This window comes from Microbacterium sp. ISL-59 (assembly GCF_018613945.1).
In the GTDB taxonomy this organism is placed as follows: Bacteria; Actinomycetota; Actinomycetes; order Actinomycetales; family Microbacteriaceae; genus Microbacterium; species Microbacterium oxydans_B.
Map to the genome: position 1 here is coordinate 22996 of NZ_JAGGPG010000001.1, position 22224 is coordinate 45219.

19 protein-coding genes are annotated in these 22224 nt (G+C 68.6%); 8 read left to right on the forward strand and 11 right to left on the reverse strand.

The window, feature by feature from the left end; translation table 11 throughout:
* Nucleotides 1-67 precede the first annotated feature (67 nt).
* Entirely contained in the window at nt 68-2008 is a 1941-nt protein-coding gene (gene dxs / locus J7E45_RS00105) for a 1-deoxy-D-xylulose-5-phosphate synthase (protein WP_167634953.1), read from the forward strand.
* A 39-nt stretch (nt 2009-2047) separates the two neighbouring features.
* Here the strand turns inward: dxs and J7E45_RS00110 are convergent, their stop codons facing one another.
* From J7E45_RS00110 to J7E45_RS00120, 3 genes are all read right to left on the reverse strand, one after another.
* Nucleotides 2048-2743, reverse strand: coding sequence for an SPFH domain-containing protein (locus J7E45_RS00110; protein WP_215066319.1), 696 nt, complete (start codon nt 2741-2743; stop codon nt 2048-2050).
* A 139-nt stretch (nt 2744-2882) separates the two neighbouring features.
* Nucleotides 2883-4334, reverse strand: a complete 1452-nt coding sequence (locus tag J7E45_RS00115) for a glycerol-3-phosphate dehydrogenase/oxidase (protein ID WP_215066322.1) — start codon at nt 4332-4334, stop codon at nt 2883-2885.
* Complete coding sequence (locus tag J7E45_RS00120) at nt 4331-4939, reverse strand: TetR/AcrR family transcriptional regulator (RefSeq protein WP_091036648.1); 609 nt, start codon at nt 4937-4939, stop codon at nt 4331-4333. Before J7E45_RS00120 ends, J7E45_RS00115 begins: the two co-directional genes overlap by 4 nt.
* 20 nt (nt 4940-4959) lie before the next feature.
* Here J7E45_RS00120 and J7E45_RS00125 point away from each other — a divergent pair, with 20 nt between their 5' ends.
* From J7E45_RS00125 to J7E45_RS00135, 3 genes are read left to right on the forward strand one after another with little or no spacing between them, the layout of a single operon-like run.
* Entirely contained in the window at nt 4960-6588 is a 1629-nt protein-coding gene (locus J7E45_RS00125) for an FAD-binding oxidoreductase (protein ID WP_251053337.1), read from the forward strand.
* Nucleotide 6589: 1 nt separating this feature from the next.
* A complete protein-coding gene (locus tag J7E45_RS00130) occupies nt 6590-7492 on the forward strand; it encodes a YegS/Rv2252/BmrU family lipid kinase (RefSeq protein WP_215066324.1) in 903 nt (300 codons plus the stop codon).
* The gene (locus J7E45_RS00135) at nt 7489-9126 is read left to right on the forward strand and encodes a GMC family oxidoreductase (protein WP_215066326.1); all 1638 of its coding nucleotides are present in this window, start codon (nt 7489-7491) and stop codon (nt 9124-9126) included. Before J7E45_RS00130 ends, J7E45_RS00135 begins: the two co-directional genes overlap by 4 nt.
* Nucleotides 9127-9191: 65 nt before the next feature.
* Here J7E45_RS00135 and J7E45_RS00140 read toward each other — a convergent pair whose 3' ends face one another.
* From J7E45_RS00140 to J7E45_RS00155, 4 genes are all read right to left on the reverse strand, one after another.
* Nucleotides 9192-11336 carry a 3-hydroxyacyl-CoA dehydrogenase NAD-binding domain-containing protein gene (locus tag J7E45_RS00140; RefSeq protein ID WP_215067238.1) on the reverse strand — a complete coding sequence of 715 codons (2145 nt, stop codon included), beginning with the start codon at nt 11334-11336 and terminating at the stop codon, nt 9192-9194.
* 8 nt (nt 11337-11344) lie between these two features.
* Nucleotides 11345-12550 (reverse strand): thiolase family protein, encoded by a 1206-nt coding sequence (locus J7E45_RS00145; RefSeq protein WP_091036639.1) that lies wholly within the window; start codon nt 12548-12550, stop codon nt 11345-11347.
* Nucleotides 12551-12622: 72 nt separating this feature from the next.
* Nucleotides 12623-13816 (reverse strand): HRDC domain-containing protein, encoded by a 1194-nt coding sequence (locus tag J7E45_RS00150; RefSeq protein WP_215066328.1) that lies wholly within the window; start codon nt 13814-13816, stop codon nt 12623-12625.
* Nucleotides 13809-14390, reverse strand: a complete 582-nt coding sequence (locus tag J7E45_RS00155; RefSeq protein ID WP_167634958.1) for a DUF3000 domain-containing protein — start codon at nt 14388-14390, stop codon at nt 13809-13811. The genes J7E45_RS00150 and J7E45_RS00155 overlap by 8 nt, the downstream gene beginning before the upstream one ends.
* A gap of 25 nt (nt 14391-14415) precedes the next feature.
* On the opposite strand from J7E45_RS00155, the gene J7E45_RS00160 reads away from it, so the two are divergent.
* On the forward strand, nt 14416-15570 hold the full coding sequence (locus J7E45_RS00160; protein WP_215066330.1) for a S9 family peptidase: 1155 nt from the start codon (nt 14416-14418) through the stop codon (nt 15568-15570).
* On the opposite strand, the gene J7E45_RS00165 is transcribed toward J7E45_RS00160, so the two are convergent.
* Both J7E45_RS00165 and J7E45_RS00170 read right to left on the reverse strand, forming a co-directional pair.
* Complete coding sequence (locus tag J7E45_RS00165; RefSeq protein ID WP_215066332.1) at nt 15554-15985, reverse strand: SufE family protein; 432 nt, start codon at nt 15983-15985, stop codon at nt 15554-15556. The two genes, J7E45_RS00160 and J7E45_RS00165, sit on opposite strands and share 17 nt — an antisense overlap.
* Before the next feature lie 19 nt (nt 15986-16004).
* Nucleotides 16005-16898: a sulfurtransferase gene (locus tag J7E45_RS00170; RefSeq protein WP_091036626.1), complete on the reverse strand. Its 894-nt coding sequence runs from the start codon at nt 16896-16898 to the stop codon at nt 16005-16007.
* 145 nt (nt 16899-17043) lie between these two features.
* On the opposite strand from J7E45_RS00170, the gene zapE reads away from it, so the two are divergent.
* From zapE to J7E45_RS00185, 3 genes are all read left to right on the forward strand, one after another.
* Nucleotides 17044-18081, forward strand: coding sequence for a cell division protein ZapE (zapE, locus tag J7E45_RS00175; RefSeq protein ID WP_215066334.1), 1038 nt, complete (start codon nt 17044-17046; stop codon nt 18079-18081).
* Between the two features lie 134 nt (nt 18082-18215).
* Nucleotides 18216-19454: an ammonium transporter gene (locus J7E45_RS00180; RefSeq protein ID WP_029263283.1), complete on the forward strand. Its 1239-nt coding sequence runs from the start codon at nt 18216-18218 to the stop codon at nt 19452-19454.
* 20 nt (nt 19455-19474) lie between these two features.
* Nucleotides 19475-20056, forward strand: coding sequence for a type II toxin-antitoxin system PemK/MazF family toxin (locus tag J7E45_RS00185; protein WP_167634963.1), 582 nt, complete (start codon nt 19475-19477; stop codon nt 20054-20056).
* Here the strand turns inward: J7E45_RS00185 and J7E45_RS00190 are convergent.
* Both J7E45_RS00190 and J7E45_RS00195 read right to left on the reverse strand, forming a co-directional pair.
* The gene (locus J7E45_RS00190; protein WP_215066336.1) at nt 20022-21179 is read right to left on the reverse strand and encodes a DUF1611 domain-containing protein; all 1158 of its coding nucleotides are present in this window, start codon (nt 21177-21179) and stop codon (nt 20022-20024) included. The two genes, J7E45_RS00185 and J7E45_RS00190, sit on opposite strands and share 35 nt — an antisense overlap.
* Nucleotides 21180-21347: 168 nt before the next feature.
* On the reverse strand, nt 21348-22223 hold the full coding sequence (locus tag J7E45_RS00195; RefSeq protein WP_215066338.1) for a DUF1684 domain-containing protein: 876 nt from the start codon (nt 22221-22223) through the stop codon (nt 21348-21350).
* Between the last annotated feature and the right edge of the window lies 1 nt (nt 22224).

Below are 22224 nucleotides of genomic sequence, written 5' to 3' on the forward strand. Positions count from 1 at the left end.
GCGGTAGGATCGACGGGCGCCCGTACCCTCGTCGGGCGCTTCTGGCGAAGCCTGTGAGGAGGCGCAGATGCCCATTCTTCCGAGCATCTCAGGACCCCGTGATCTGGACGCGCTCTCGACCGATCAACTGGAGGAGCTCGCCGCCGAGATCCGCACGTTCCTGGTCGACAACGTCTCGCAGACCGGTGGCCACCTCGGGCCGAACCTGGGCGTCGTCGAACTGACGATCGCTCTGCACCGGGTCTTCTCGTCTCCCGACGATCCCTTCATCTTCGACACGGGGCACCAGTCCTACGTGCACAAGCTCCTCACGGGGCGCCAGGACTTCTCCGGCCTTCGTGTGCGGGGCGGCCTCGCCGGCTATCCGCAGCGCGGCGAGAGCGCACACGACGTCGTGGAGTCGTCCCACGCGTCCAGTTCGTTGAGCTGGGCCGACGGCATCTCCCGCGCCCTCACCGCCACGGGCCGCGCGGATCGACATGTCGTCGCGGTCGTCGGTGATGGCGCACTCACCGGCGGAATGACGTGGGAGGCGTTGAACAACATCTCCGACGACAACGACCGGAATCTCGTGATCGTCGTCAACGACAACGGTCGCTCGTACGCCCCCACCATCGGCGGGATGTCGCGGTATCTGAACCGCGTCCGCACCGCGGCGGCGTACAAGGATCTGCACCAGCGCTCCGACCGCCTGTTCCGCGCGTTCGGTCCTGTGGGCCGCGCGGTGTTCCGCGGTGTTCGCGGCGGAACCCACGGCTTCCTCTCGCGCTTCACCAACAATGAGGCGCTCTACTCGAACCTCGACATCAAGTACCTCGGTCCCATCGACGGACACGATCTCCCGGCCCTGCTCGAGACGCTCGAGCTCGCGAAGTCGTACGGGGCCCCGGTCATCGTGCACACGATCACCGAGAAGGGGCGCGGATACCAGCCCGCGCGAGACGATGAGGCCGACCAGTTCCACGCGGTGGGGAAGATCGATCCCGCCACGGGTGAGACGTTGTCGTCCGGTGGTCGCGGGTGGACCGACGTGTTCTCGGAGGCACTCGTCTCGGTGGGGGAACAGCGCAGCGATGTCATCGCGATGACGGCCGCCATGCTGCGACCGACGGGCCTTGCCCCGTTCGCCGAGCGGTTCCCCGATCGCGTGTACGACGTGGGGATCGCCGAGCAGCACGCGGTGGCTTCCGCCGCTGGGCTGGCGTACGGCGGACTGCACCCCGTCGTCGCGCTCTACGCCACGTTCATGGGCAGGGCGTTCGATCAGGTGTTGATGGACGTCGCTCTGCACCGTGCGGGTGTCACCTTCGTTCTCGACCGTGCCGGCGTGACCGGCCCCGATGGTCCCAGCCACCACGGGATGTGGGATCTCGCCATGCTGCAGATCGTCCCGCACATCCGCATCGCCGCGCCGAGGGACGGAGCCCGTCTCACCGAAGCGCTGAACGAGGCCGTCCAGGTCGACGATGCCCCGACCGTCATCCGCTTCCCGAAGGGCGAGGTCGCCGCCGACCTTCCCGCCATCGAGCGTCTGAAGGACGGTGTGGACGTGCTCGCGCGCGGGGAGTCGGAGGACGTGCTGATCGTCGCCATCGGCCCGTTCGCCGAACTCGCGCTCGACGTCGCAGAGCGTCTTCGTGCGCAGGGCATCGGAGCCACCGTGATCGACCCGCGCTGGGCGATCCCGGTGCAGCCGTCTGTCATCGAGATGGCAGCCCACCACCGCCTCGTCATCACGCTCGAAGACGGTATCCGTGTCGGTGGTATCGGCACCCGGGTACGACAGGTCCTCCGCGAGGCCGGCATCGACACGGCGGTGGACGAGCTCGGCCTGCCCGACGAGTTCATCGATCATGCCTCGCGGGATCAGATCCTCGCGGATGCGGGCCTCACGGCACCGAAGATCGCGCAGGACATCGTTTCCCAGGTACTCGGGACCAGGATCCCGAAGGCGCGTGATGCGGGCGAGACGGGCACGATCGACCTGCCCCTCCGTGAACGCCACTGATGCGCTGAAGGCGCCGCCGGTCTGGATGGGCGGACGGCGTCAGTTGAGTGCGTGCAGTGCGGCGACGGCCTGCGCGCCGCGATCCACGTCGCGGAGCGCGGTCGACATCAAGTAGCCGTCGGTCAGGGCATCGCCGGTGACCATCACGCGTACGAGCTCCACCCCGCATGCGCGACGAACCTCCTCGGCGCTGGCTGCGATCACGCGCGCATTGATCTCGTCGTTGTGCGGCAGCTCGGTGCCGTCGAGGCCCCTGATCACGTCTCTCAGGGCCGCGCCGACGATGTTCGACGCCCGCTCCTTGACGTTCACGACGTCGAGCTCGAACACCCGGAGATCTCGCCCGGTCGGTATCGGGCGCCATTCGAACGATGCGTGCACGCGGTGCTGATGTCCGCTCGCCCCGCCCATCTCACGGACGGGAAGATCGGTCGCCCGGCAGCGCACATCGATGAGCCGGTACCAGTAGAACAGGGGGAAAGCGCCGTGCGAGCCGGGGTCGAGGACGACGACTTCCCCGACAGCCCCGCCGCGAGCGGTCGGACGGCGCTGCGGACGATTGCGGATGATCGGCTTGCCGTTTCGGGTCCGGATCGCGGCCCAGCCTTCGTCGACCGTGACGACGAAGAGCTTGAGGAGAGCGGGAAGGACCAGGAGCAAGGTCAGAAGTGCGGTGCCGGTCTTCAACAGCCCCGACATCCCCTTGCCGCCCAGCATCGTGAAGAGCATGTCCATGACACCACTGTGCAGGGTCGGGAGGCCTTCGGATGCTCGAGCGCAGTCTCGTCCGGGGGAGTTCATGCGCTGTTCCTCGCGCGTTCCCCGCGTCGCCCCTCGGAGGAAACGGGAGGGCCCGGATGCGATCCCGGCAGGCTCAGAAGAGGTCGGAGAGTGTGCGGGCGACGAGTTCCTCGACCGCGGGTCGACACCGCTCGCGATCGGCATCCACGAGCCCGACGCGGGTGCGTCGATCGAGGACGTCGGCGGCGGTCATCGCACCTTCGACGCGCACCGCGTACTCGACCTCCGCGCGTGACAGCCCGGTGCGGTCGTCGAGCAGCCCCTCGGCGGGAGGCAGGATCCGATCGACGAGCCGAAGGGACGCCGTGCTGCTCCCTGTCGCGGGCAGCGCACGGGCGCGCACGGCGACGTCGACCGCGTCTTCTGCCATCCGTCGGTATGTCGTCAGCTTTCCGCCGAGCACGGTGACGAAGCCGGCGTCGGCCGTCGCCACCAGATGCCGGCGCGACACATCGGACGACGTCGTCGCCGCGCTGTCGACCAGCGGGCGCAGGCCCGCGAACGCCCCGCGCACCTGATCGCGCCGGACAGGCGTGGCCACGACCCGGTTGAGGCTCGCCAGAAGGAAATCGATCTCGGCATCCGTGGGCTGTGCGACGAGGGGCACGGCGCCCGGTGCGTCCTCGTCCGTGAGACCGACGATCACGCGTCCGTAGGCCTGCGGCAGAGCGAAGATGTAGCGGCTGATGGACCCCTCGTGCGGGATCGTCAGTGCCGCGGTCGGTTGCCCGAGATCGTCCGCGTCGAGCACGATGTGCGTGCCGCGACTCGGCCGCACGCGGATCGCCTCATCGAGCGAGCCCGCCCAGACCCCGGTGGCGTTGATCACGGTGCGGGCGTCGATCTCGAAGCGCTCTCCGGTGAGTGCGTCCTCGACGGTCGCGCCGTCGCCGCGGAGCCCGATCGCGCGCACCCGGGTGAGGATGCGCGCCCCATGCGCCGCGGCCGTGCGTGCGACCGTGACGACGAGACGCGCGTCGTCGACCAGCTGACCGTCGTACGACAGCACGCCGCCACGCAGGCCAACCGTGTCGAGGGCGGGCGCCAGACGCACAGCGGTGCGGGTCGACACGAGCCGCGGAGCAGGGAGTACGGAACGGGGCGTGTGCGCCCGCATGCGCAGCAGATCGCCCATCCCCATCCCCATCGCTCCTGCGACCCGCTGACGCGGCGTCACGCCACGGCTGAACGGCAGGAGCTGACCGAGGGGATGGACCAGGTGCGGTGCGATCGCCGTCATGAGCAGGTGCCGTTCCTGCGCGCTTTCCCGCGCCGTGGCGACGTCGCCGGTCGCGAGGTACCGCAGGCCGCCGTGCACGAGCTTCGAGCTGAACCGACTGGTGCCGAACGCGAGGTCTTCCGCCTCGATCAAGGTCACGCTGAGTCCGCGCGACGCGGCGTCGAGAGCCACTCCCGCTCCGGTGATCCCGCCGCCGACGACGAGGACGTCCACCGTCTCCTCCGCGGCACGAGCGAGATCGATCGCACGGCGGGCGGCGTTCAGCGCGGACGACGGGCCGATCATGGCCGCAGCAGTCCGTCGAGTGTCATCCGCAACTCGCGCTCCCAGGCGGCTTCGGAGATGAGTTCGGACACCGTCCCCTGCGAGAGCACAGCCGACTGGGCCACGAGCAGCAGCATGACGGCGATCTCCCGAGGTGGATCCGTGCGGACCGAGCCCTGTGTCTGCGCCGCGGCGATCGCGGTGGAGAGCCACTGCAGGATCATGCGCTGACTCGACCCGACCCGCTGCAGCGTGTACCGGGTGAACGCCTCCGGCTCATCGGCGAGCAGGCGCGAGTACACGGCGTCGGCACGGAACAGCGCCGTGAACCTCAAGACGTCGTCGACAAGCGCTGCGCGTGTGCCCGCCGGGGTGGGGAACTGTTCGATCAGACCCGTGACGCGCCGGAGCAGAGCTGCGCGCACGACGTCGTCGGCGTCGGCCCAGTTGCGATAGATCGTGGGGCGGCTCAGGTCGGAGCGGCGGGCGAGTTCCGCGATCGTCACGCCGTGCACACCGCGGCGGATGATCAGGGCATCGGCCGCGTCGAGGATGCGGGTCTGCGTCCCATCCCACGACGGGGAGACGTCTTCGGTCGCCAGGGAATCAAGTTGACGTTCTTCCATGATGTGTCACACTGTAACGCATGGAGCTCGAGAGCGGCAGCGGTGCCGGAGATGGCGCGATGCGATGGAATGGCTGGGGCGATCCGGACCGGGCCAAGGATCTTCCGCGAGCCGTCCGGGCACTCCTGCCCTTGCTGCTCGGGCGTATCCGGCGACCGGAGGCGCCGGTCGATCTGTCCGCCGTGCAGATCGGGAAGAGCGGCCTCACCGAGGCTGATGTCGCGGCCCTCGGCACCGCCGTCGGCGTCGATCAGGTGGATACGTCGGCGGAGGCGCGCATCCGTCATGCGGGTGGCCGCTCCACCCCGGACCTCCTGCGCCGACGCGACCGGGAGCAACGAGTGCCGGACGCGGTCGTCCGCCCCGCGAGCCACGACGAGGTGCGCGCGTGCCTCGACGTGGCCGTGGAGCGGGGGATCGCGATGATCCCGTACGGCGGCGGCACCAGCGTCGTCGGGGCTCTCGATCCGGAACGCGGCGCCCACCACGCCGTCGTCAGCCTCGACCTGCGTCGACTGCAGGGAATCGTGCGGCTCGACGCCGTCAGCGGCGAGGCGGTGCTCGCATCCGGGACGACAGGCCCGGATGCGGAGATGCTGCTGTCGGCTCACGGCCTCGAACTCGGACACTTCCCGCAGAGTTTCCGCTACGCCACCATCGGAGGTTTCGCCGCCGCGCGCTCGTCCGGGCAGAACTCCGCGGGAAACGGTCGCTTCGACACGATGGTGACCGGGATCCGAGTGGCTACCCCGACCGGTGACATCGAGCTCGGGCGCTCGCCCGGCTCGGCAGCCGGCCCCGACCTGATCCGGGTGTTCCTCGGTTCGGAGGGCATTTTCGGTGTGATCACCGAGGTACGGGTGCGAGTGCATCCGATCCCGCGCGAGCGAGTGTTCGAATCGTGGTCGTTCCCCGACTTCGCGAGCGGGCTCGAGGGCTTGAGGCGAGTGGCGCAGCACGGCGACGGCCCTACGGTCATCCGCCTGTCCGATGAAGCGGAGACCGCCGTGAGCCTCGCCCAGGTCGGCAGGATCGGCAAAGCCCTCGCGAAGGGCACCAGCGTCGTGACCGTGTACGAGGGAGAGGGCGAGGAGATCGCCGAGCGCCGCGCCAGGACGAGTGCCCATCTCGCCGCGGCCGGCGGCACCTCGGCGGGGGAGAGCGCGGCGGAGGAGTGGCTGCGGAGTCGGTTCGACGGCCCCTATCTGCGGGACTCGCTGCTCGACGTCGGGGTGTTCTGCGAGACGCTGGAGACCGCCACGACCTGGTCGAACCTGCACGCGCTGCGATCCGCCGTCGAGATCGCGCTGAAGGACGGTTTCTCCGCCGCCGGAGCGAAGTCCTACGTCATGTGCCACGTGTCGCACATATACCCGACCGGAGCCTCGTTGTACTTCACGGTGCTCGCCGGCATCCGCACCGACCCGCTCGGGGTCTGGGAACCCGTCAAAGCGCGGGTCAATGACGCGATCATCGCCGCCGGCGGCACGATCAGCCACCATCACGCGGTGGGCCGAGATCACGCACCCTGGCTGAGTCAGGAGATCGGCGAGACCGGCATGCGCATCCTCTCGGCGATCAAACGCGAACTCGACCCCACGGGCATCCTGAACCCCGGCACCGTGATCCCCCTCGAACGGACCCGCTGACGTGGTCGAGCACATCGCGGTGCTCGCGAATCCGTTCTCCGGCAAGGGACGGGGAGGGAGAGCCGCCGAGGCGGCCGTCCTGCACCTGCGCGGGCGAGGGGTCGACGTGCGCACCTACGCGGGCGGATCCGCTGCCGACACCGCCCGACTCGCGGTCACGGCCCTCGCGGACGATCCGCGCGCGCTGGTGGTGGTGGGCGGTGACGGGACCCTGTCGGGGGTGCTCGACATCGTGTGCGCATCGGCCGTCCCGGTGGTCCTGGTGCCGGCGGGCACGGGGAACGACCTCGCCCGTGCGCTCGGCCTTCCTCGCGGCGATGCCGCAGACGCCGCGGAACTCGCGCTCACGGGGATGCGCCGTGCGATCGACGTCGGCGAGGTGCGCACCGTCGCGGGAGCGCGCAAGTTCCTGACGATCGCGGCCCTGGGTTTCGATGCCAAGGTCAGCGACCGCACGAACCGACTGCGCTGGCCGCACGGTGCCCCGCGCTACTACCTGGCGCTGCTCATCGAGCTCGTCCGCCTACGGCCGATGGACTTCATGCTCGCCGTCGACGGCGAAGATCCCCTGCGCTCACCCGGCACGCTCATCGCCGCCGGCAGCACATCGAGCTACGGTGGCGGCATGCCGATCTGCGCGGGTGCGGTGCCCGACGACGGACTGCTCGACGTCGTGCACGTGGCACCGCTCGGGCGGCTGCGTCTGCTGCGCCTCTTCCCGCTGCTGCTGCGGGGGACGCATCTGAATCGACCGGAGGTCATGCATCGCCGGGCTCGGACGCTGACCGTGTCCGCCCCGGGCCTCGTCGTCTATGCGGACGGCGAGCGCATCGGCGAGGACGAATGCACGATCTCGGTGCTGCCCGGAGCGCTGACGATGATGGTTCCGGGGGGAGAACGATGACTGAGTTCGATGAGGACGTCGTGATCGTCGGCTCCGGGTTCGGAGGCTCAGTGGCCGCGCTGCGCCTGCGGGAGAAGGGCTATCGGGTGCGTGTGTACGAGGCCGGCCGACGCTTCGAGGACGAGGACTTCGCCAAGACCAGCTGGAACCTGCGGCGATACCTCTGGGCTCCGGCTCTCGGCTGCTTCGGCATCCAGCGCATCCATCGGTTGCCGCACGTGATGATCCTGGCCGGCGCCGGTGTGGGTGGTGGCTCCCTCAACTACGCCAACACGCTGTACGAGCCCGGTACGGCGTTCTTCGAAGACCCGCAGTGGCGCGGCATCGCCGACTGGGAAACCGAGCTGTCGCCGCACTACCGCACCGCGAAGCGGATGCTCGGTGTGGTGGAGCACTACCCGCACACCGGACCCGTCGAGCGGATCATGGCGGGCGCTGCCGACGACCTGGGGGTCGGCTCGACCTTCCGGCACGCCCCGGTGGGTGTGTGGTTCGGGAAGCCGGGAGAGCGTACCGCTGATCCGTTCTTCGGCGGCGAGGGCCCGGAGCGCACAGGATGCACGCTGTGCGGCAACTGCATGGTCGGGTGCCGCGTCGGCGCGAAGAACACTCTGATGAAGAACTACCTCGCACTGGCAGAGCGGCGCGGTGCGGTGATCGAACCGTTGCGGACCGTCACCGAAGTACGAGAGCTCCCGGCCGGCGGGTTCGCCGTCACCACCCAGCGCAGCGGCGCCTGGCTGCGTCCGGCGCGCCGGACGGTGACAACACAGCAGGTGGTGCTCGCCGCAGGCACCTGGGGTTCCCAGCAGCTGCTGCACCGCATGAAGGCATCCGGTGCGCTGCCCCGGATCTCGGATGCACTGGGTCAGCTCACCCGCACGAATTCCGAAGCCCTCGACGGCGCTGTTGCCGTGGAGGTACCGGAATCCTTGAACCTCGCCCGCGGCGTCGCGATCACGACTTCGTTCCATGTGGACGACCGCACCCACGTCGAGAACGTCCGCTACGGTCCCGGTTCGAACCTCATGGGGGCGCTCGCGACCGCTCTGGTTCCGGGGGATCGAGGCCTTGCGGCACGATGGGGCAGCCTCGTGGGGCGGGTGCTCCGCTCCCCGGTGCGGCAGCTCCGACTCGGGAATCTGCACCGCTGGAGCGAGCGCGGCATCATCGCCCTCGTGATGCAGACCGCCGACAACTCCCTCACCCTGTCGCTCCGACGACGTTGCGGACGGAACGTGATGACCAGCGCCCAGGGACACGGTGAGCCGAACCCGAGTCACCTGCCCCAGGCGCACCGGGCGGCAGCGGCGATCGCGGCGCGCATCGAGAGCTGCAGCGGCGTCGCTGCCGAGCCGCGCGGGTCATGGCCGGAGGTGTTCGGCATCCCGCTCACCGCGCACTTCCTCGGCGGGGCCGTGATCTCCGATTCACCGGAGCGGGGCGTCATCGATCCGTACCATCGCGTCTGGGGCCACCCGCAGCTGCATGTCGTCGACGGGGCGGCGGTGCCCGCGAACCCCGGGGTCAACCCCTCCCTCACGATCACTGCCCTCGCCGAGAGGGCACTCTCGCACTGGCCCCGTCGCGGGGAAGACGACCTGCGCCCTGGGCAGTCCGACCGCGACGCCTGACGAAGAGACGCCCCTCCCGACTCGCAAGGAGTCGAGAGGGGCGCTTTCCCGGACTGGCGCCGCGATCAGCGGTGCTCGACGCCGCGGATCTGCGGAGTGTGGAACGAGCCGCCGAAGGCCCGCTCGGAGGCACCCTCGCGGTCGAGGTACGGGGAGGCCCCGCCATCGATGAACGGCCATCCGGCGCCGAGGATCAGGCAGAGGTCGATGTCTTCGACCTCGGGCACCACGCCCTCGTCGAGCATCAGCTTGATCTCCTGAGCCAGACCGTCCTGTACGCGCTGGAGGATGGTCGCAGCCGTTGCCGGGGTCTTGCCGACGGCGGGCTTCAGCACCTTCTCGGCCTGCTTGCTCCAGCCGACGACGCGCCCTCCCTTGTCCTTCTCCACGACCGCGTCGAGCTCTGCGAGAGCGTGGAAGTTCTCATTCGCATAGAACCGGTCGGGGAACGCCTGCACCATGGTGTCCTGCACATGGGCGGCGACCTTCCAGCCGACCAGGTCGATCAGCTGGAACGGGCCCATCGGCAGACCGAGCGGGCCGAACGCCTTCTCGACATCCGCGATCGGCGTGCCTTCGTAGACCGCACGAGCGGCCTCGCCCATGACCTTGGCGAGCAGACGGTTCACGACGAAGCCGGGCGCGTCGGCGGTGAGGACCGCATTCTTTCCCAGGTTCTTCGCCAGGACGAAGGCGGTCGACAGCGCCGCCTCCGACGTCGTCGGTGTCTTCACGATCTCGATCAGCGGCATCACCGCGACGGGGTTGAAGAAGTGGAAGCCCACCAGACGCTCGGGGTGTGCGAGCTTCGAGCCGATCTCCTCGACGGACAGCGACGACGTGTTGGTCGCGAGGATCGCATCGTCGGCGATGATCTGCTCGATCTCACCGAACACCTGCTGCTTGACGCCGACCTCTTCGAACACGGCCTCGATGACGAAGTCGCAGTCCGCGTAGAGGCTCTTGTCGGTGGTGCCGGTGACGAGTGCGCGCAGCTTGTTGGCCGAGTCGGAGTCCAGACGGCCCTTGGCCTCGAGCTTGCCGATCTCCTCGTGGATGTACGCGACGCCCTTGTCGACGCGTGCCTGATCCAGGTCGGTGATGAGCACGGGCACCTGGAGCTTGCGGACGAAGAGCAGTGCGAACTGGCTCGCCATGAGTCCCGCACCGATGATGCCGACCTTGGTGACCTTCTTCGCGAGCTGCTTGTCGGGAGCGCCGACGGGTCGCTTCGCGCGCTTCTGCACCAGGTCGAAGGCGTACATCGAGGCGGCGAACTGGTCGCCGGTCACGAGTTCAGCCAGCGCCTCGTCCTCGCGGGCGAAGCCTTCGGCCTTCGTACCGCTCTTCGCCTTGTCGAGCAGTTCGAGTGCGGCATAGGGCGACTTCGGCACGGTGCCGATCTTCGACTCGAGCATCCCGCGCGCCATCTTGATCGCGATCGGCCACTTAGTGAGGCGCTCGATCTTGCCCGGCTCGTTCTTGCGCTCGACCTTCTTACCGCCGAGAACAGCGTCTGCCCAGGACAGGGAGTTCTCGAGGTAGTTCGCCGCGGGGAAGATCGCGTCGAAGACACCCAGGTCGAATGCCTGCTGCGGCTTCAGCATCCGGTTCTGCTTGAGCGGGTTCGAGATGACGACCTCGAGGGCGTTCTCGATGCCGATCAGGTTCGGCAGCAGGTAGGCGCCACCCCAGCCGGGGATGATGCCGAGGAAGACCTCGGGGAGTGCGACGGCCGCGGCGGAGGAATCGACCGTGCGGTAGCTGGAGTTCAGCGCGATCTCCAGGCCGCCGCCGAGGGCGAGGCCGTTCACGAAGGCGAACGACGGCACACCGAGGTCGCCGAGCTTGCCGAGGACCTTGTGACCCAGCTGCGCGATCAGGCGCGCGTTGTCGCGAGAGCCCACCTTGCTGATGTCGGACAGATCAGCACCGGCGGCGAGGATGTACTGCTTGCCGGTGATGCCGACGGCCTGGATCTCGCCGGCTGCCGCGCGCGCCTTGAGACCGTCGAGGGTCTCGCCCAGCTGCGTGAGAGTTGCCGGACCCAGCGTGTTCGGGCGCGTGTGGTCCCGACCGTTGTCGAGCGTGATCAGGGCGAGCACCTTGCCCGAGGCCAGGCGGATGTCGCGCACGGGCGACTGGGTGATGACCTCGCCCTCGGTGAGCGCCTGGATGGGGGAGAAGTCGATGTCGTCGTAGTTCGTCACGTTGGCGCTCACTTCTTCTTTTTGCCGTTGTAGTGCGGGTTCTCCCAGATGACCGAGCCGCCCTGGCCCAGGCCGACGCACATGGCGGTCAGACCGTAGCGGACGTCGGGGCGCTCGGCGAACTGCGCCGCGAGCTGGATCATCAGACGCACACCGGATGCCGCGAGCGGGTGCCCGAGCGCGATCGCGCCGCCCCACTGGTTCACGCGGGGATCGTCGTCAGCGATGCCGAAGTGGTCGAGCAGCGAGATCACCTGGATGGCGAATGCCTCGTTGAGCTCGAACAGGCCGATGTCGGCGATCGTCAGCCCGGCCTTCTTGAGGGCCTTCTCGGTCGAGGGGATCGGGCCGATGCCCATGATCTCCGGCTGCACACCGGCGAAGGCGAACGAGACCATCCGCATCTTCGGTGCAAGCCCGAACTCCTTCACCGCGCCACCGCCGGCGAGCAGCGACATCGTCGCGCCGTCGGTGAGGGGGGAGGAGGTGCCCGCGGTGACGCGCCCGTGCGGACGGAACGGCGTCTTCAGCGCCGCGAGGTCCTCCATGGTGGTCTGCGGGCGACGACCCTCGTCCTCGGTGGCAAGGCCCCAGGCACCGTCGGCACCCTTGGTGGCCACGGACACGAGGTCAGGCTGGATCTTGCCGGCGTCGTAGGCGGCCTGCACCTTGTGCTGGCTGAGCATCCCGAACCGGTCGGACCGCTCCTTGGTGAGGTGCGGGAAACGGTCGAAGATGCGCTCGGCGGTGACACCCATGTTGAGGGCCCCCGGGTCGACCATCTTCTCGGCGACGAAGCGCGGGTTCGGGTCGGCGTTGCCGCCGATCGGGTGATGCCCCATGTGCTCGACTCCGCCGGCGAGGGCGAAGTCGTACATGCCAACGCCGATCGAAGCGCCCATCGTGGTGACGCTGGTCATCGCGCCGGCGCACATGCGCTCGACGGCGAGTCCAGGGACCGTTTGCGGAAGCCCGGCGAGGATCGCCACCGATCGGCCGAGGGTGAGGCCCTGGTCGCCGGTCTGGCTCGTCGCGGCGATCGCCACGTCATCGATGCGGTCGGCCGGGACGGCAGCGTTGCGCTCCATCAGGCCGATGGTCGCCTTCACGGCGAGGTCATCCGCGCGGGTGTTCCAGTACATGCCTTTTTCGCCGGCGCGCCCGAAAGGGGTGCGTACTCCATCGACGAAGAAGACGTCCGAGATCTCGGCCACTCTGCCTCCAAGTTAGTGCGTGGCCTCAGTCTATGAAGCCCGCGAAACAGGGAGGAATCGGTTGGGTCGAACCTACGAAGCGTCCGCCGGGGTGGTGTCGGGCGATTGCGCCGCCTCTACAAAGGCGTCCGCGATCTTCTGTGCAGTCTGTGCAATCTGCCAGGGGCGAGCTCCGAGTGCGGCGAGGGCTGCGGCGATCTCTTCCGGAGTCTCACCGGGAAGGTCCCACGCGACGCGACGCAGGTACTCGGGCGTGAGCAGGTTCTCGGTGGGCATGCCCAGCTCTTCGGCAACCGCTTCGACGACGGGACGCGCAGCCTTCAGGCGGGCATCGGCCTCAGGGTTCCGGTCGGCCCAGGCGCGCGGCGGCGGGAGGGTGTCGCTCGGTACGCGCTCGCGGGGCAGGTCCTCCGACGCGCGGCCGTCGACGATCGCCTGCCACCAGCGGTCGAGCTGGCTGCGGCTGGCGCGGCCCTGGAACTCTTTGACTCCGGCGAGCGCCTGCTTCGACGTCGGATTCGCCATCACAGCCGCGACCAGCGAGCGGTCGGGCACGAGCCTGCCGGGAGAGACGTCCTGAGCCTGCGCGTAGGCCTCTCGGGCCTGCCAGAGGGAGCGGGCCACGGCGAGGTTACGGGAGCCGCGTACCTGGTGCAGTCCGCTGAGTCGACGCCAGGGATCCTCGCGCGGCGGCTTGGGGGCACGAGCGAGGGTTGCGGCGAACTCCTCGGCGGCGAAAGCGGTCTTGCCCTGCTCCTCCAGCTCCTGGACGAGGATGTCGCGGACATCGATCAGGTGCAGCACGTCGAGCGCGGCGTACTCGAGCCACGAGTCCGGCAGCGGACGGGTCGACCAGTCGGATGCCGAATGCTCCTTCTTGAGGACGATGCCCAACGTGTCCTCGACGACGGCGCCGAGTCCGACGCGCTCATGGCCGAGCAGTCGGGAGGCCAGCTCGGTGTCGAAGATCACCGGCGGCTCGAGGTGCAGCTCGCGCAGCGATGGCAGGTCCTGGCTGGCGGCGTGGAGCACCCACTCGACATCACCGATCGCCTCCTGGAGCGGGGCGAAGTCGCCGATCGCCGGCGGGTCGAAGAGGAAGACGCCTGCGTCGCGACGGAAGACCTGCACGAGGTAGGCCCGCTGCGAGTAGCGGAAACCGGACGCACGTTCGACGTCCACGGCGACGGGGCCGGTGCCGGCGGCGAGCACGGCGCACGCCGCGCGGAACTCCTCAGCATCCGAGATCACGGAGTATTCAGTCACGTACAGCCTTTCGCGCGCCGATCACGGCGATGCCCTCGGAGCCGGGCGGAAGCCCCGCCAGCATTCCGACCAGCTCGGCCCATGCTTCGACGTGCGGTCGGAACGGGCCCTCCGGAGTCCAGGACGCCCGCAATTCTATCTGGGCACCGTCGCCTTCGACGGCGAGCCCTCCGAAACCCTTCGACAGAGTCTTCGTCGAGGTGCCCGATGCCGAGTGATAGACGGCATCGCGGGAGTCGAGTGCATCGACCAGCCAGGACCACGTCACGTCGGCGAGAAGCGGGTCGGTGCCGATCTCGGTCTCGAGCGGCGCTTGCGCGAAGATGACGATGCGCCAGGACCCTCCCCACGCGCCCGGCTCGTCGGGATCGTGCAGCAGGACGAACCGACCGGTGCCGTAAACGGACTCCCCGTGGTCTTCCGGTCGAACGTCGGCGGAGAGCGCGAGGGCGAACGGAGCGAGGCCCTGGGGGGTGGCGATCTCGCGCACCGTGATGTCATCGCGGAACGCGGTCTCGCGCAGCTCAGCCACAGCGCTGTCGAAGGGTGTCCCGGCTTCGGGGTGTGCGGTCACGGCAACAGGCTAGAGTCAGGAAGCGATGAAGAGTCTCAGGCACGCCGTTACGCTCCTTGTCCCTGCCCTGCTCGCCTTCGGAGCCGCATTCGCATTTCTCGTGTTCGCCGTCGCCCGACGGGTGGTCACGCCCATGCGCCGCCCGACAGACACGGAGATCCTGGCCGTCGACACCGGAGCGCAGACGATCGAGCTGCAGCGCACCCTCGACACCGAACTGCCCGGCCGATACGGACTCTTCACCACCGGAACCTACGGCTACGTCAAGCTCGGCGCCGTGCTCAGCGCCGACGCGAGGAGTGTGCGCCGCAAGCTGCTCACCCAGATCGAACCCGGTTCGCGCGTGGACCGCGCAGCCTCTTTCAGCGGGTACTACTACTCGTCGCCCAGTGAGCTTCATCTGCGCTGGGAGAACGTGCTGATCGGTTCTCCTGCAGGCCCGTGCCCCGCCTGGTACTTCCCTGCGTCGTCATCGACCTGGGTGATCCAGGTGCACGGGCGCGGGGCCACCCGTGCGGAGTGCCTGCGGGCCGTGCCGGTGCTGCATGCCGCCGGTCTGCCCAACCTCGTCGTGTCGTACCGCAACGACGGCGAGGCGCCCCGCACGAGGGCCGGTGCCTATGCGCTGGGCGCATCGGAATGGCGGGACGTCGATGCCGCGATCGCCTACGCGCTCCGCCACGGCGCCGAGAGCGTGATCCTGATGGGCTGGTCGATGGGCGGCGCCGTGTCGCTGCAGGCCGCTGCCACGTCCGGTCACCGCGACCGCATCGCGGGGATCATCCTCGAGTCCCCGGTCGTCGACTGGCGGACGGTGCTGCGGTTCCAGGCCCGGATGGCCGGCGTGCGTGCGCCGTTGCCGGCTCTCGCGATGGGCGCGCTGCAGTCGCCGCTCACCGCACGCCTGAGCGGCGCCGACGAGCCGATCCTGTTCGACCGCCTCGACATGGTGGCCCGGGCCGACGAGCTGACCGCACCGATCCTCATCCTGCACAGTGACGACGACGGCTTCGTGCCCGCCGACTCCTCGCACGCGCTGCAGGAAGCACGCCCCGACCTCGTCACGATGCCGAGGTTCACCGTCGCGCGGCACACGAAGCTCTGGAACTACGACGAGACCGGGTGGAGCACGGCCATCACCGACTGGCTCGATGCCCAGGGGCTCAGCGCTTCTGAATGACCTGGTTCTTCGCGCGCATGAGCATTCCCGTCATGCCGCCGATCCGCAACGGTGAGACCGCCCTGGTGAGACCGATCGACTGCGGGTAGTCGTTCGGGATCGCGAGCACCTCGTCGGCGGTGAGTCCGGTGAGACCCTGCACCAGGATGCTCGCGAAACCGCGCGTGGTCGGAGCCTCCGGGGGAGCCGTGGCGTGCATCGTGACGATGTCGTCGTTCACCTCGATGTGGATGTACACGGGGGACTGGCACTCCGCGACCCGCTCGTACATCTCGGGGTGGGCGGCGACCTCGTCGGAGACGTCGGGAAGCTCGTCCGAGTATTCGAGCAGCAGCAGGAGCCGATCGGACTCCGGGGTCTCCAGGAAACCGTCGCGGATCTCGGCCAGTGCTTCAGGAACTTCGCTCGCGCTCATCCCTGTCATTGTCCCACGTTCAGAGGGATCCCGGCTCTGCCCCAGTGACGATCGGCACCCGCACCGCGCTGCCCCACTCCGTCCAGGAGCCGTCGTAGTTGCGCACATTCTCGAAGCCGAGCAGGTGCTTGAGCACGAACCAGGTGTGGCTCGACCGCTCACCGATGCGGCAGTAGGCGACGACGTCATCGCCGTCCTCGAGACCGGCGCCCTCGCGGTAGATGGCGTCGAGCTCGGCGCGGCTGCGGAATCCGCCGTCCTCGGCCACGGCCTTCGCCCACGGCACGCTCTGCGCCGTGGGGATGTGGCCGGCGCGCAGCGCGCCCTCCTCGGGGTAGGCGGGAGCCGTGGTGCGCTCTCCGCTGTACTCCTCGGGCGAGCGCACATCGATTAGCGGGTTGCCGATGTGCGCGAGCACATCTTCCTTGTAGGCGCGGATGACGGAGTCGTCGCGCTCCACGACCGGGTACTCGGTGGCCGGGCGGTTCGCGGGCTCGCGGGTCAGTTCGCGACCCTCGGCGATCCAGCGGTCGCGGCCGCCGTCGAGCAGACGGACGTCCTCGTGGCCGAAGAGGGAGAACACCCACAGGGCGTACGCGGCCCACCAGTTGTTCTTGTCGCCGTAGATGACGACGGTGTCGGAGCGGGAGATGCCCTTGCGGCTCAACAGCGCGGCGAAGCCTTCGCCGTCGACGTAATCGCGCACGACGGGATCGTTGAGCTCGGTGTGCCAGTCGACCTTGACCGCGCCGGGGATGTGGCCCGTCTCGTACAGCAGCACGTCCTCATCCGACTCGACCACCACGAGTCCCGGCGTTCCCAGCCGTTCGGCGAGCCACTGCGTGGTGACGAGCCGACCGGGCTCGGCGTACTCGGCGAACCGGGGGGAGGAAGAATCGAACTCGATGGCCATGGGATCTCCGAAGCGTTGAGCGGGCGAGGGTGCGTGTGCAGACGGCGTAGTGTTGATCCGTCCCTTCGACGATAGATCCCCGCCGAGCACCCTGCGCCCGATTCGTAAGACTTCGACACAGGCAAGCACCCGATTCAGGACCGTGATGACCGACCCGACCAGCCGCACCGGAATCGTGCACCTCACCGAGCGTCAGCCGACGGTCACCGGACCGGAGATGCTCGCGAGCCTGGTGCCGCCGCCTCAGTTCGACACCGCGACGTTCGACAGCTACCGGGCCGATGCCGCCTATCCGTCCCAGGAGGAGGCGAAGGAGACGCTGATGCGCTTCTCCGGTCGCGGAGCCCCGGTCAAACGCGGCGGATTCTTCAGCCGCGCGAAGAAGGAACCCGAGCTCAAGCCGGGCGTGTATCTGGACGGCGGGTTCGGTGTCGGCAAGACCCACCTGCTCGCATCGATCTACCACGCGATGCCGGCACGCCGGAAGTACTTCGGCTCGTTCATCGAGTACACCGCTCTGGTTGGGGCGCTCGGCTACAAGAACACGGTCGACCTGCTCAAGGGCGCTGACCTCCTCTGCATCGACGAGTTCGAACTCGACGATCCGGGCGACACGATGGTGATGACCCGTCTGATCGGCGAACTCGTGCCGACGGGGACCCGCCTCGCCGCCACCTCCAACACCCCGCCGAACGCCCTCGGTGAGGGACGCTTCGCGGCGCAGGACTTCCTCCGCGAGATCCACGCCATGTCCGACAGCTTCCAGACGCTGCGCATCGACGGGGTCGACTTCCGTCAGCGCGCGCTCGACGGGCACGCCGTGGTGCTCGACGACGACGCGTATGAGGCCGCATCGGCCGCAGCCGCGCAGGGGAGCGCAGCGTCAGACGACCGGTTCGACGACCTGATCCGCCACCTGGCCCAGGTGCACCCGTCGCGCTACATCCGTCTGATCGAGGGACTCGGCCAGGTCGGGCTGCGCGGCGTGCGTCAGCTCACCGACCAGTCCGAGGCCCTGCGGTTCGTCGCCTTCGTGGATCGCGTGTACGACGCGCAGCTACCGATCATCGCGACCGGCCTGAGCCTCGACTCGGTGTTCTCTGACGAGATGCTCGCCGGCGGATACCGCAAGAAGTACCTGCGTGCAGTCTCCCGACTCAACGCCCTGACGCATTCTGCGTAACCCCCAAGGCCCGCGTAACGCGATGTTCACACCAGGGACAGCCCTGTAACAGCGGGGAAACAAACCTCACGCATGCGCGAAACGGCGCGTCGTCACACTGAAGCTCTCAATTACTTCGGATGTGAGGTTTTCCTATGGATGCTCCCGGCAACATCTCGTGGGCGATCACCGCGACAGCGCTGGTCCTGCTCATGACGCCCGGCGTCGCCTTCTTCTACGGCGGTCTCGTCAAGGCGAAGAGCGTCGTCAGCATGATGATGATGAGCTTCGGCTCGATCGGTCTTGTCGCCGTGCTGTGGATTCTCTTCGGCTTCTCGATGAGCGCCGTCGACAGCCCGACCGCCTTCGCCGGCAACCCGTTCGCCGACTTCGGGCTCTCCAGCCTGGCGTCCGGTGAGGGATCGAACGTCGCCCTCCTCGGCGTCGCCTACGGTGCGACCTTCGCGATCATCACCGTCGCGCTGATCTCCGGCGCGATCGCCGACCGCGCCAAGTTCGGCAGCTGGCTGATCTTCGCCGGCATCTTCGCCACGGTCGGCTACTTCCCGGTCGCCGCATGGGTCTGGGGTGGCGGCTGGATCATGAACCTCGGCACTACGCTCTTCGGCGAAGACAGTGGCATCGGCGTGATCGACTACGCCGGTGGTACCGCGGTGCACATCAACGCCGGTGCGGCCGCTCTGGCTCTGGCACTGGTCCTCGGCAAGCGCATCGGCTTCCAGAAGGGCATCCTCAAGCCGCACAACGTGCCGCTGACGCTGCTCGGCGCCGCACTGCTGTGGTTCGGCTGGTTCGGCTTCAACGCCGGTGCGGAGTGGCTCGCGGAGGACATGGGCGGCGTCGGACTCATCGGTCTGAACACCCTCGGCGCCACGGCTGCTGCGATCCTCGGCTGGATCCTGGTGGAGAAGATCAAGGACGGCAAGCCCACCTCGGTCGGCGCCGCGTCCGGTGCGGTCGCGGGTCTCGTCGCCATCACCCCGGCGTGCGCCAACCTGACGCCCGGCTGGGCACTGCTGCTCGGCGCCCTCGCCGGCGTGGTCTGCGCCCTGGCTATCGAGCTGAAGTTCCGCCTCGGCTTCGACGACTCGCTCGACGTGGTCGGCATCCACCTCGTCGGCGGACTCATCGGAACCCTGTACCTCGGCTTCTTCGCGAGCGAGACCGGCCTGTTCGTCGGCGGCGACGCACGTCAGCTCGCGGTGCAGGTCATCGCGGCGCTCGGTGTCCTGATCTACTCCTTCGTGGTCGCCTTCATCATCGGCTTCGCCATCGAGAAGACGATCGGGTTCCGTGTCACGAACGAGGACGAGATCGCCGGTGTCGACCAGGTCGTGCACGGCGAGGAGGGCTACGCACTCGCCGACGCATGATCTGCGGTTAGGGTGACCGTGTGAGCAAGACCAACGGCATCCTGACAGCACTCGTGGACATCCTGCTCAAAGCAGTGGGGTCCGGCCGGGCGTCTCGGACGACAGATCCGAGACGCCCGGACGCGCGTCTGCGCACATCCCAGGAGCGCACCCCATCCGTTCCCTCGGTGGGGCCGGCGCACGACCGCGGCACCGAGACCGTACGCATCGATCCGGGCCGGATCCGCGACCTCCAGGTCGCATACTCACCCCAGCGGGATGGAGCTCCGGATGCGGGTGAGATCGTCTGGACCTGGGTCCCGTACGAGGAGAACGACGGACGCGGCAAAGATCGCCCCGTTCTCGTGATCGGACGCGAATCGGCGGACCGCGTGTACGCCGTACGGATGACGAGCAAACCGCACGACGGCGACCGCGACTACCTGTCGATCGGCACGGGCGCGTGGGATTCCCAGGGGCGCGAGTCGTGGGTCGACGTGGAGCAGCTGTACAGCGTGCACGAGCGAGGACTGCGGCGGGAGGCCGCCGTCCTCGACAGGCGCCGCTACGACCGGGTCGGAGCCGCTCTCACGCGGCTGTACGGGTGGTCTGTCGCGGGGTGAGCGCGGGGAACGCCTGGAGCACCATCTCGACGAGCTCGGACAGCGGTCGCGTCAGCGGGTCGGTCGCCGGCAGGCCCGTGTCGAGTTCGATCTCGTCGATCGCCCCGGCCAGCTGATCCGCCGAGAGGTTCTCGTGGTTCACGGTCACGCCGATCACGCGAGTGTCGGCGAAGGCCTCGATCAGGGCGATCTCGCTCGTGACGGTCGGCATCGCGACCATCGGGAAGTCGCCCAGGACAGTGCGACCCGGCGCGTGCTGCACGATCACTCCCTCGGGCTGGCTTCCACGGAGAATGTGCGCCGAAGTGATGTACGCCGGGTGGCTGAGCGCGCCCTGGCCTTCGACGATGATCACGTCGGGGTTCTCGCCCTCGAACGCGGCGACGACCTGATTCTCGACCTCGCCCGAGCAGAACTGCGGCACGAGCGCGTCGAGCGCGACACCGTAGCGACCGCCCTGGATGATCGTGGTCTGTCCCGTGCCGACCATGACGGCATGGATGCCGCGATCGTTGAGCGCACGAACGAGGATCGTGGCCGTGGTGCGCTTGCCGATCGCGCCGTCGGTGCCGAGGATGGTGATGCGCGGGCAGGTCACGTCGAAGATGCGCCCGGAGAAGAGATGGAGATCCTTCTTGTCCTTGGGGCGGCGGATGTCGGTGATGGTCACCCCGGCGAGCAGGGCGGCGGCGACGAACTCCGCGTCGTCCGTGAGGAACTCGTGGAGCCCGTTGATGATGTGCATGCCACGGGCGATGCCGTCGAGCAGCACGGTGCGCTGGTCGGCCGAGAGCAGCCCGTCGGCGGGAGCGACTCCGCAGATCAGGTAGTCCGGGACGTGGCCGGCGTGTGCGATCGCCGTGGCGAGGCCGCCGAGGATCGGGATGCCGTTCGCGGTGCCGTCCAACAGCATCCCGGCGTCCGCGCCGGCGTGCGTGCTGTCGATGACGCTGAGGATCTCGTACTTCTCGGAGTGGCGGACGAGTCCGTTCGCGGTCTTGCCGTCCTGCTCGCCGAACTGGCCTTCGCAGTACACGATCGCCGTGGTGCCGACCGGGAGCGCGATGGGCTCCGCCCAGGCGTGCGCGGGGTCGATGGAAGAGGGAACTGACGGGGTGGGCATGACGCTCCTCGGGCTCGCACAGAGGAGGCGACGGAGAACGAAATGACCCAGAAGGCCCGTTGGTCGACGAGAAGTCTTCCCTGATGTCGGCAAGATGCCGACACCCACACCGTAGCAGTGCTCGCTGGGACTGAGCCGTGGGTCATCGCGGCCCCTCGCAGAGCGGGGTCAGGTGCTCTGAAAGGTCAGCACCCGGTCGATGTCGACATCCGGCTTCTTCTCGCCCGCCGCCACTTCGAAGTCCAGGTGGTTCTGGCTCGGCGGGAGGGGGCAGGTGACGAAGTTCGTGAACGCACAGGGGAGCGCGGTCAGATAGTTGAAGTCGATGTGGTCGATCTCCTGACCCGCCTCGTCCGCGAACTGCAGCTCGACGACCCGTCCGGCACCGTACGTCGTCTTCCCGCTCGTCAGGTCGCGGATGTGCGCGACGGGTTGCACGCCGTACGCGGCATCCTTGCCGATCAGCGCGAGCTCATACGTGCGGCCGCCGTGCTCGAACGCCAGCGTCCCGATGCGCGCCGTGGTCTCGCGAACCCCGGTCTCGACCGTGACCTGCTCGACGTCCTCGCGCACGGCGGGCGTGAAGCGGGCGGGGATGCGCCAGGCCGGGTCGTAGTCGTAGGCCGCGAGGCCGGAGAAGTCCTTGCGTGCGGATTCGCGGGGGTCGCGCACCCGCACCGCGAAGATGCGGTCGCCGTCGTCGGTCGTGCGCGGGATGGTCTCGACCTCGCTCACCCCGGAGTAGACGGGGACGCTGCGCCCGTGGCCGTAGGTCTGGTTGCGCCCGGGCACGATCTCGACGGTGCCGCTGGGGTACTCGCCGTCGACCGCGAGGTTCGGACCGTCGGTCGGCGGCGTGTACAGGACCTTGCCGTCCGACACACCCCATGTGCCGGGAAGGCCGTCGAGGACGAGGCCGTCGTCGCCGTCGCGGAGCCAGTGCTGAGCGACCAGCGCCGTCCAGCCGTACGGGCGCGCGAGCTCCGAGACGCGGGCATGACGCCACTCGCGCCACTGGCCTTCCAAATGCTCCTTCGCGGGCATG